The organism is Nocardia lijiangensis NBRC 108240 (genome assembly GCF_001613045.1).
Lineage (GTDB): Bacteria > Actinomycetota > Actinomycetes > Mycobacteriales > Mycobacteriaceae > Nocardia > Nocardia lijiangensis.
The window spans coordinates 1-10,352 of sequence record NZ_BDBP01000156.1 but is presented as its reverse complement, the minus strand read 5'-3'; the positions used below and the strand labels follow the sequence as shown (position 1 = coordinate 10,352).

The window sequence follows — 10,352 nt, the reverse complement described above, 5'->3', positions numbered from 1 at the left end:
GTGCACGCCCTGCGCGCGGCCGGGCTGCGCGCGCTGCTCGCGCTGCCGCCCGCCGAGATCCCCGGGTTCTTCGACGCCTTCTTCGCACTGCCCGCGCCACTGCAACGCGCCTACCTGTCGGGCCGCACCGACCTCGGCGGCACCGTCGCCGCCATGCGCGCGCTGTTCGCCGCCCTTCCCGCCCGATCGCGAGTGCGAATCGCCGCGGCGACCTCGGGGATCCCGGTTCGGTCGCATGGGCGGGGTGGTTCGGCCATCATGGAGTGATGGCACGAGCTATCTGGAAGGGCTCGATTGCATTCGGGCTGGTAAACGTCCCGGTCAAGGTGTACACCGCCACCGAGGACCACGACATCAAGTTCCACCAGGTGCACGCCAAGGACGGCGGCCGGATCAAGTACCAGCGCGTCTGCACCGTCGACGGCAAGCCCGTGGAGTACGTCGACATCGCCAAGGCCTACGAGTCCCCGGAGGGCGGCACGGTGATCCTCTCCGACGAGGATTTCGCTCGCCTGCCCGCCGCCGAGAAGCACGAGATCCCGGTGCTGCAGTTCGTGCCGTCCGAGCAGATCGACCCGATCCTGTTCGACAAGAGCTACTACCTCGAGCCCGATTCCACCACGCCGAAGGCCTACGTCCTGCTGGCGACCACGCTGGAGCGCATCGACAGGACCGCGCTGGTGCACTTCACCCTGCGCCAGAAGACTCGCTTGGCGGCGCTGCGGGTGCGTGAAGGCATGCTGGTGTTGCAGACGTTGCTGTGGCCCGACGAGGTGCGCGCCGTCGAGTTCGAATCCCTGGAGGACGTGTCCGCACCGCGGCCGCAGGAGATCAAGATGGCCGAGACGCTCGTCGAGTCCATGTCCGACGATTTCGATCCGACCCAGTACACCGACGAATACCAGATCGAGCTGCAGAAGATCCTCGACGAGGCGATCGCCAGCGGCAGCGACCGGGTGACCACCAAACCCGAGCCCGTGGCCGCCGAGATGGACGCCGAGGTGGTCGATCTGGTCGCCGCGCTGCAGCGCAGCCTGGAGGCCAGCGGCAGGCGCGCGGCGGGTTCCGGTGGCGCGCAGAAGAAGACCGCCAAGAAGGCCGCGCCGGCGAAGAAGACGGCCAAGGCCGCCAAGAAGACCGCGGAGAAGCCTGCCGAGAAAGCCGCGAAGAAGACTCCCGCCCGCAAGGGCGCCTAGGCCCGGACGCGGGCGGCCGCGTCGGTGATACAGTGCCCGACGAGTTTTCGACAGAGGGGACTCGACGTTTCACCTACCGGGCACGGCCCGGCGCTCGACGGGGGGATTCATGCACCACCTCGGCAGGACGGTCATCGGCTTCGTCGCGGTGGCCGCGCTGCTGCTCTCTGTCGTCGGATGCGGCGACGACATCGAGAGCGCGCGCGATTTCGTCGCCGCCAAGTACTCCCGCGCCACCTCGCTGGACCAGGCGAACGACGGCCGGGCCTACACCGCAGCCCTCGCGCCCGCCGCGGTCGGCAGTGCCATCGCCGCGGCCTCGCAGCCGCTGGACAACCGCCGCTTCGGCGACCGCACCTATCTGCAGTACCGCAACGACATCATCACCGTCGCCCCGCACGGGGCGGGCTCGATGATCCTCGTCGACCAGTACGGCAACGGGTACCGGCGCCACCAGTCGACGGTGTCGAGTTTCGGCTGGCCGAGCCAGCCGCCCGGCAGCGAATACCGTGGCCAGGGCGGCAAATAACGCCCGCGCGCTCGGGATTCGTTGGAGTTTCAGGAGGAATACATGCTGGCAGATCTCGCGGCCGACGCGGGCGCGGCGCTCGCCTACACCGGCGTCGGCATCGCCTTGATGGCACTCGGTTTCGTGCTGGTGGACGTCATCACGCCCGGCAATCTGCGCGAGCAGATCTGGGTCGAGCGGAACCGGAACGCGTCGCTGCTGGTGGCCTCGAACCTGCTCGGCGTGGGGATCATCGTGGCCATGGCGATCTGGACCTCTCAGGGCGCGATCGGCGAGGCGCTGCTGGCCAGCGCGGTGTACGGCGTGATCGGCCTCGGCGCGATGGCGCTGTCGTTCCTGCTGCTGGATCTGCTGACGCCCGGCCAGTTCCGAGATGTGGTCGCGGACAGCGCGATTCACCCGGCCGTCTGGGTTACCGCGGCGCTGCATCTCGCGGTGTCCTTCGTGGTGGCCGCGGGCCTGTCCTGATGGTGCCGGCGGGCACCGAGACCGCGCCGCTACCGCCGCTGCGGCGCCGCCAGGCCCGCATCGCCCTGCTCGCCACCGCGTTCGTCTGTGCGGCCTGCGGCCTGGTCTACGAACTCTCGCTGGTGACGCTGGGCAGCTACCTGCTCGGCGACACCGCCGCGCAGGCCTCGATCACGTTGAGCGTCATGGTGTTCGCCATGGGTATCGGCGCGCTGGCCGCCAAACCGCTGCGGCGGCACGCGGCGGCGGCGTTCGTGGCGGTGGAGCTGACGCTCGCGCTGCTCGGCGGGCTGTCGGTGCTGATGCTCTACGCCGCCTACGCCTGGCTGAACATCTACACCACCGCGCTGATCGCGATCGCGAGCATCCTCGGCATTCTGGTCGGCGCCGAAATCCCGCTGCTGATGGAGCTTTTGCAGCGGATACGCAAGCAGGAGCCGGGCAGCGCGGTGGCCGACCTGTTCGCCGCCGACTACGTGGGCGCGCTGCTCGGCGGGCTGGCCTTCCCGTTTCTGCTGCTGCCGCTGTTCGGCCAGATCCGCGGCAGCCTGATCGTCGGCGTCGTGAACGCGGCGGCGGGGCTGGCGCTGGTATTCCTGTTGTTCCGCATCGAACTCCGGCCGCGGGCGCGCTGGGCATTCGGCGCGCTCACCGCGCTGGTCGCCGCGACGCTGCTCGGCAGCTACCTGTACGCCGACCGGTTCGAGGCGACCGCGCAGCAGGCGCTGTTCGCCCACCCGATCGTGCTGCACGAGCGAACGAAGTACCAGAACATCGTGCTCACCGAATCGATTTCGCCGTTCGGCACGCCGGACACCCGGCTCTACCTCAACGGTGATCTGCAATTCTCCTCGGTGGACGAATACCGGTATCACGAGGCGCTCGTGCACCCCACCCTCGCCGGTCCGCGCCGCAACGTGCTGGTGCTCGGCGGCGGCGACGGCCTCGCACTGCGCGAGATCCTGCGCTACCCCGACGTCGAGACGATCACCCTGGTGGAGCTGGACCCGGAGATGATCCGGCTGGCGCGCACCGACGAACGGCTGATCGCGTTGAACCACAACGCCTTCGACGACCCCCGGGTGCGGGTCGTCAACGAGGACGCCTTCTCCTGGCTGCGCGGCTCCCCCGGCGCGTTCGACGCGGTGCTCGTCGATCTTCCCGATCCCGACCAGACCTCGATCGCCAAGTTGTACTCGAAGGAGTTCTACGCGATGGCCGCCCACGTGCTCGCCCCCGGCGGCACGCTCGCGGTCCAGTCCGGATCCCCCTTCTTCGCGCCCCGCTCGTACTGGTGCATCGCGAGCACCGTGCGCGCGGCGGGCCTGCGGACGCTGCCCTACCACGTGGACGTGCCCAGCTTCGGCGACTGGGGCTTCGTGCTGGCGACCAAGGACACCGAACCGCGCCTGCGCCTCGACCCGCCCGCGCCGCTGCGCTCGCTCGACGAGCCGTCGCTGCTCGCCGCCGCGGTGTTCGCCCCCGATCGCCGCGACACCGGCGCGCCCGTCTCGACCCTCATGCATCCGGTGATCGTGGACCTGGAACTGCGGGAGTGGCGGCGCTGAGCCCCGCGCCTCGGCCGAACCTCTGCTAGCCCCTGGCAAACTTGGCGGCATGGACACCGCCACCGTGATCGTCCCCATGGGCCTCGGCCATCTGCGCCAGGTGCTCGATCTCGGGCATCAGGTCTTCGACACCAGCACCAAGCCCTACACCTCGTGGTCGCTGACGAGTGTGGCCGAGCACCTGGACAGTCCGGACAACGCGTGCTGGGTGGCGCTGGATTCCGATCGGGTGGCCGGCGAGGGCCGCGGCGGACGCTGAGTCCCCGGCCCCACCGGCGAATCGTGCCGAGTGCCCCCATTTTTCGTGGCTTGACCATTAATTCCGGCACACAGTTCTCACAGCCACGTTTCCGATCCTTGCGGTAAGTGTTAACGGATCGGGAACACTCGAAGCCGAATTGTGCGCTGCGGAACACCTGGGTTGTGGAGACAACCGTTTACGGATAGGGTCACTTCCTATAACCGGTCTCAGGTTCCAAATGCCAAGTGTCGGTGGTCGTTTCGACGCCGATTCGGTGCAGGGCCGGTTCTCTGGTTCATCGGCGAACGGAATACAGCTGGTTGATGCCGTGCGCTGTCGCGGCATCGGCCGACGGGTCGGCAACGTCCGGGGGTGTCACAAAGATGCTTGCCGTGCGCGCGACTCGAGCAACCCCGAGGTGGATGTGGTGAAAATGAGTGGAACCGCCCGAGCAAAACTCTCGGCAAACATCGAAAATGCGGCGCCGGACGCCATTTCGGAATGTTCCGCTCCACGCCTCGTCTCGGTGATACCGACAAACGGACTGCCGCAACGAGTCGTAAACATTCAGATTGTGACGGACAACTTTCTCACCCGCGAGATGTTGTGCGGTTTCCTGAATTCCGAAGAGGATTTCGCGGTGGTCGGCGACGTGTCATGGAGCGAGGCCGGATATCTCGCCGCGGCCGTGCTTCCGGACGTGATCGTGCTCGACAACGACGAAATCGGCAGCGCCACCGTGCAGATGGTGCGCGCGCTGACCCGCGCCTGCCCGGCCGCGGCCGTCGTCGTGCTCAGCTCGACCGGCACCGAGACCCTGCTCTACGACATGCTCGACGCGGGCGTGCGATGCTTCCTGCACAAGAAGATCTCGCGCAGCGAGCTGGTCAGCGCGATCCGCGGGATCGCCTCGGTGGAGGACCAGATCACCGTCAGCGTGCCGCGCGACTTCCTCATCGGTTCGGCGGCGAATCGGGGCAGGCTCTCGGCGCGCGAGGAGCAGGTGCTGCGCCTGGTGGCGGAGGCGATGACGAATCGTCAGATCGCCAACGCGCTGTCGATTACCGAGGGCACCGTGAAGCGGCACCTGCGCAGCATTTTCGACAAGCTGGGCGCCGTCTCCCGAATAGACGCGGTCAATCGGTACCGGGCCCATACGGGACAACAGAATTCCGCATGACGGCGCCGCCGGACGCGGTCCACCCGACGCCCGCGCGCGGCCGTGGCGTCGGCGACGGTTTACCCTGACCCTACCGGGGCATTCGAGCAGCAACCGGAACTGGCCGCTATCCGTCTACCCGTACACTGGGTCGACCAGAAGTAGCCGCGGACGGGAGGCGGATATGCGTATCGCCGAGTTGAGCAAGGTCTCGGGCGTGCCTGCCCCCACCATCAAGTACTACATGCGCGAGGGACTGCTCTTCCCGGGCGAACGTACCAGCCCGAACCAGATGCAGTACGACGATTCCCACGTGCGCCGGCTCAAGCTGGTCCGGGCCCTGATCGAGGTCGGTGGCTTGTCGGTGGCGGCGACCAGGGAAGTGCTGGACAAGATGCACACACCGGGGATGACGGTGCTGGAATCCGCGGGCAAGGCACAGTTCGCGATGTCGAGGCCGCCCGCCGCCGAGCCGGACGAGACGCAGCTGGCCGCGGCCCAGCAGGTCCGCGATCTCATCGCCAAGCGCGGCTGGCAGGTGCGCGAGACCAACCCCGCCCGCGGCACGCTCGCCGCGGTGCTCGCCACCCTGGGCAAGCTGGGACAGGAGTACTGGGACCTGCTCGACGACTACGCCGAACTGACCGAACGGATCGCGGCCAAGGAAATCGACACGCTGTTGCGCCAGCCGAACGCGGAGAGCCTGGCCGAGGCGCTGGTCGTCTGGACCGCGCTCGGCGATGCGATGTTCAGCGCTCTGCGCCGGCTGGCGCACGAGGACGCGGCCTCGGCCTATATCACGACGCCCTCGCCGACGAGCTGACGCACCTCTGCGTCCACCTCGGCGGTCGCGGTCGCGGCGTCACGGAACTGCACCGCGCGCCAGCCCGCCGCCCGCGCGCCCGCACAGTTCTGCGGCAGGTCGTCCACCAGGACGCACCGCTGCGGTTCGATGCCGGCGCGTGCGGCCGCCAGCTCGAAGATCTCGGGATCGGGCTTACGGCAGCCGACCTGCGCCGAGTTCACGATCTCCTCGAACAGCTCCTCCGCGACGACCATCCGCCGCCAGTGCGGCTCCCATGCGGGTGGCATGTTGGACAGCATGCCGACGAACAGGCCGGCGGCGCGGTAGCGCCGCAGCGCGTTCTCCCACGGCACGTTGGCCTTTCGGCCGTCGAACCAGGCGTCCGCGAGGCTGGGGACCTCCGTGTGCACGCCCTGCTTGCGCAGCGCCGCGCGCACCAGCTCCAGCCACTCGTCCTCGCTGATCAGCGGCGTGTCCAGCGGCAGCATCATGTCCTCGGTGCCGAACGACGCGGTGACTTCCGCGATCGCGCGGCGCAACGGATCCGGCGCCAATCCCGTCTTCGCGCAGAATGCGGCGAATGTTTCGGCTACCGGCGGCGTGAGCACTCCCCCGAAATCCGACCAAATGGCGATGCGCTCCCGCGCTATGTTGCTCGTCACAGTTCTTCTCCGCTCTGTGTTCGGCAATTCTTCGGTGCAGCGGGACCGTATCCGGCACACTGCATCGATCGCCATTACACAAAGGTGACAGTTCCTCCGGACTATTCCTTCCGAAAGTTTTCCGTCCGAAAGTGATATGTCTTCCGTTCGCGCGCGCGTCGCCCTTCGGACCCCGTTCTACGCCTGTCCATTTCATCACTTGCGCCCGTAATGTCCCTGTTCTGTCGGCACCGTCGTGAGGGGATGCCGGCTGAATGAGGAGGGATTGCGATGGAAACCACACTCCGGGCCCGAACGCTCGCCGAGGCAATTTCGCAGCGCGCCGCCGACGCTGCCGATAGAATTGCGTACACATTTTTACCGGACGGCGAGAACGAATCGCATTCCTGGACCTTCGGCGAAGTCGAGCAACTGTCCCGCGCACTGGCCGCACGAATTTCGCAGGACGCCGCGCCCGGCGACCGGGCGCTCATCGTGGCGCCGGATTCCGCGGATTTCGTGCTCGCATTCCTGGCCTGCCAGTTCGCCGGCGTGGTCGCGGTGCCGGTGTACCCGCCGTTCCCGATCACCTCGCCGCGGCGGGCGCAGACCCTGCGCACCATCGCCGAGGACTGCGGTGCCACCGCGGTGTTGTGCGCCGCGCCCGAGCAGACCCGCCAGCTGCTGACCGAGGCCGTCCCCGAACTGGACCGGCTGCGCTGGATCGGCATCGCGGCCGACGCACAGGGCGCACGGGACTTCGAGCCGGTGCCGGTGACCGGGGCCGACGTGTCGTTCCTGCAATACACCTCGGGATCGACCTCCGCGCCGAAGGGCGTGGTGGTCACCCACGACGCGCTCATGCACAACCAGGAAGTGATCCGCCAGTCCATGGGTTTCCGCCCGGAAACGCGTTTCGTCGGCTGGCTGCCGCTGTTCCACGACATGGGCCTGATGGGCACCGTGGTCCCCGCGATCTACGTGGGCAGCCGCGCGGTGCTGCTGCCGCCGCTGACCTTCGTGCAGCGTCCGATCCGCTGGCTGCGCGCCGTGACCCGCTACCGGGCCACCATCACCGGCGGCCCCAATTTCGCCTACGAGCTGTGCTGCCGCCGGATCCCCGCCACCGATCGGGAGGGCCTGGATCTCAGCTCCCTCGAGGTCGCGTTCAACGGCGCCGAGCCGATTCGCGCGGAGACTCTCGCCAGGTTCGCCACCGAATTCGCCGGGCACGGCTTCGATTCGAACGCCTTCTACCCCTGCTACGGACTGGCCGAGTCCACTCTCATGACCACCGGTACACGCCGCGGCACGGGCGCGGTCACGCTGACGGTGAGCCGCGACGAACTGGCCGAGGGTCGCGTCACGCCGGGCGCGGATCAGACGCTGGTCGGTTCCGGCCGTGTCTCGTTGCACCGCGAGCTGCTGATCGTCGACCCGGACACCAGGGTCCCCGCGCCCGACGGACAGGTCGGCGAGATCTGGATCGGCGGCCCGGACGCGGCGCTGGCCTACTGGGGCAACGACGCCGCCACCGAGGACACGTTCCGCGCCGAAACCGTTGCGCCGCAGTCGGGTCCGTACCTGCGCAGCGGCGACCTCGGCGCGCTGATCGACGGCGAGCTGTACGTGGTCGGCAGGCGGAAGGATCTCGTCATCATCGGCGGGCGCAACTACTACCCGCAGGACATCGAGCACACCGTCGAGAACGCCGACCCGCGAATCCGGCGCGGCTGCACCGCCGCGTTCGCGGTCGACCGCGAAGGTGGTGAGGAGCTGATCGTGGTGGCCGAGCTCAAGGCGGACGCCGAGCCCGACATAGCCGCGCTCACCGCGGCGCTGCGCGCCGCCGTCACCGTCGATCACTCGATCACCCCCGCGCAGGTCGTCCTGGCGCGGGCGGGCACGGTGCCCAAGACCTCCAGCGGCAAGCTCCAGCGGCGCGCCACCCGCGCGGCCTTCGAGGACGGCACGCTCGACGTGATCACCTCGCCTGCCGCGACCGAGGCGGTGCGGTGATGAGGTCCATACCCGAGATCGAAGCCTGGCTGGTCGCGAGGATCGCCGAGCTACTCGGCGTCGATCCGGCGGGCCTGCCGGTCGACGTGCCGTTCGCCGCGCTCGGCCTCTCCTCGATGCAGGCGGTGGAGCTGTCCGACGACCTGCAGAGCTGGGCCGGGATCAGCCTGTCGCCGACCTTCGCCTACGACCACCCCAGCGTCGCCGCCGCGGCCGCCGCCCTGGCCGCCGCACTCGCGGGCACGAACGAGACCACCGAGCAGAAAGGATCCGCCGCCGACCCGGCCGATGGCATCGCCATCGTCGGGATCGGCTGCCGATTTCCCGGCGCCGACGGGCCGACCGAGTTCTGGAACCTGCTCCGCGGGGGTGTGGACGCCATCACGGAGGTCCCCGCGGATCGCTGGGACGCGGCGGCTCTGTACGACCCCGACCCGGATGCGCCGGGACGAATGACCACCAAGTGGGGCGGATTCCTCGACGACGTCGAGCATTTCGACGCCGGGTTCTTCGGCATCGCGGCCAAGGAGGCCACCAGGATGGACCCGCAGCAGCGCCTGCTGCTCGAGGTCGCCTGGCACGCCATCGAGGACGCGGGCATCGGCCCGAGCAGGCTGGCGGGCACGTCGACCGGAGTCTTCCTCGGCGCGTCGTCGTACGACCACGGCGGGGCGATCCTCGCGCCGGGCACCGAGGTGTCGGCGACGGACGGCACCGGCTCCGCGCTGAGCATCGTCGCCAACCGGCTGTCCTACTGCCTGAACCTGGCGGGCGCGAGCATGGTGGTGGACACCGCCTGCTCGTCCTCGCTGGTCGCGGTGCACCTGGCCTGCCAGTCGCTGCGTGCGGGCGAGTCGGAGGTTGCGCTGGCGGGCGGTGTGAACATCATCGCTTCGCCCCGGGTGGCGCTGAGCTTCAGCAAGGGGCGGCTGATGGCACCGGACGGGCGCTGCAAGCCGTTCGACGAGCGCGCCAACGGCTACGTCCGCAGTGAGGGGGCGGGCGTGGTGGTGCTCAAGACGCTCGCCCGCGCCCGCCGCGATGGGGACCGCGTGTACGCGGTGATCCGCGGCGGTGCGGTGAACCAGGACGGCCGGACGAACGGACTCATCGCCCCGAGCCGCCCCGCGCAGGAGCGGGTGCTGCACGCGGCCTACCGCGCCGCGGGCGTCGACCCGAGCCGGGTCGCCTTCGTGGAGGCGCACGGCACAGGAACCGCGGTCGGCGATCCCATCGAGGTCGGGGCGCTGGCGGCGGTGCTCGGCCCCGGCCGCGACCAGGAGAGCCCGCTGCGGGTGGGCTCGGCGAAATCGAACCTCGGCCACCTGGAGGCCGCCGCCGGCGTCGCCGGAATGATCAAAACCGCGCTCTCCCTGCATCATCGGGAGCTGACGCCGACCGTCCACTACCGGCGGCCCAACCCGCTGCTCGAGCTGGACCGGGTACCCGTCGTGGTGCAGTCACAGGTCGAGGCGCTGCCGGTCGACGCCGAGGGCGCCGCGATCGCCGGGACGAGCTCGTTCGGATTCGGCGGGACCAACGCGCACGTCGTGTTGTCCACCGCGCCCGCGGCCGAGCCCGACGAACCGGTCGGCACAACGGATTTCGTGCTCTTCCCGGTGACCGCCATGTCCGAGGCGGGGTTGCGGCGGCGGGCGCGCGGCTGGGCACACGCCGCCGAACGCCATCGCGACGATCCGCACTGGCTCGCCCGCGCCGCCGCCAC

Annotated in this window: 10 protein-coding genes and 1 pseudogene; 10 read left to right on the top strand and 1 reads right to left on the bottom strand. The window is 69.1% G+C overall.

Translation table 11 applies throughout. From position 1 onward, the window contains the following. The 8 genes and pseudogenes from NL1_RS38395 to NL1_RS34545 form a co-directional block, all read left to right on the top strand. Positions 1 to 267 (top strand): annotated as a pseudogene (locus NL1_RS38395) (lycopene cyclase family protein); the annotation flags it as partial. Further along, positions 267 to 1,196, top strand: a complete 930-nt coding sequence (gene ku, locus NL1_RS34575; RefSeq protein WP_067848798.1) for a non-homologous end joining protein Ku — start codon at positions 267 to 269, stop codon at positions 1,194 to 1,196. The pseudogene NL1_RS38395 and the gene ku, both read left to right, overlap by 1 nt. A 109-nt stretch (positions 1,197 to 1,305) precedes the next feature. Further along, a complete protein-coding gene (locus tag NL1_RS34570; RefSeq protein WP_067848797.1) occupies positions 1,306 to 1,725 on the top strand; it encodes a DUF4247 domain-containing protein in 420 nt (139 codons plus the stop codon). A gap of 42 nt (positions 1,726 to 1,767) precedes the next feature. Further along, positions 1,768 to 2,193 carry a DUF350 domain-containing protein gene (locus tag NL1_RS34565; protein WP_067848794.1) on the top strand — a complete coding sequence of 142 codons (426 nt, stop codon included), beginning with the start codon at positions 1,768 to 1,770 and terminating at the stop codon, positions 2,191 to 2,193. Then, positions 2,193 to 3,761, top strand: coding sequence for a polyamine aminopropyltransferase (locus tag NL1_RS34560; RefSeq protein ID WP_067848791.1), 1,569 nt, complete (start codon positions 2,193 to 2,195; stop codon positions 3,759 to 3,761). Before NL1_RS34565 ends, NL1_RS34560 begins: the two co-directional genes overlap by 1 nt. Before the next feature lie 49 nt (positions 3,762 to 3,810). Next, positions 3,811 to 4,020, top strand: coding sequence for a hypothetical protein (locus NL1_RS34555; RefSeq protein ID WP_067848788.1), 210 nt, complete (start codon positions 3,811 to 3,813; stop codon positions 4,018 to 4,020). 256 nt (positions 4,021 to 4,276) lie between these two features. Beyond that, entirely contained in the window at positions 4,277 to 5,182 is a 906-nt protein-coding gene (locus NL1_RS34550) for a response regulator transcription factor (protein ID WP_162272797.1), read from the top strand. Positions 5,183 to 5,345: 163 nt separating this feature from the next. Next, on the top strand, positions 5,346 to 5,984 hold the full coding sequence (locus tag NL1_RS34545; RefSeq protein WP_067848784.1) for a MerR family transcriptional regulator: 639 nt from the start codon (positions 5,346 to 5,348) through the stop codon (positions 5,982 to 5,984). Here NL1_RS34545 and NL1_RS34540 read toward each other — a convergent pair. Further along, on the bottom strand, positions 5,954 to 6,628 hold the full coding sequence (locus NL1_RS34540; RefSeq protein WP_067848781.1) for an HAD-IA family hydrolase: 675 nt from the start codon (positions 6,626 to 6,628) through the stop codon (positions 5,954 to 5,956). The two genes, NL1_RS34545 and NL1_RS34540, sit on opposite strands and share 31 nt — an antisense overlap. A 270-nt stretch (positions 6,629 to 6,898) precedes the next feature. Here NL1_RS34540 and NL1_RS34535 point away from each other — a divergent pair, with 270 nt between their 5' ends. Continuing rightward, complete coding sequence (locus tag NL1_RS34535; RefSeq protein WP_067848778.1) at positions 6,899 to 8,626, top strand: fatty acyl-AMP ligase; 1,728 nt, start codon at positions 6,899 to 6,901, stop codon at positions 8,624 to 8,626. Beyond that, a partial coding sequence (locus NL1_RS34530; protein WP_245673727.1) for a type I polyketide synthase occupies positions 8,626 to 10,352 on the top strand: 1,727 nt, incomplete at its 3' end. The genes NL1_RS34535 and NL1_RS34530, both read left to right, overlap by 1 nt.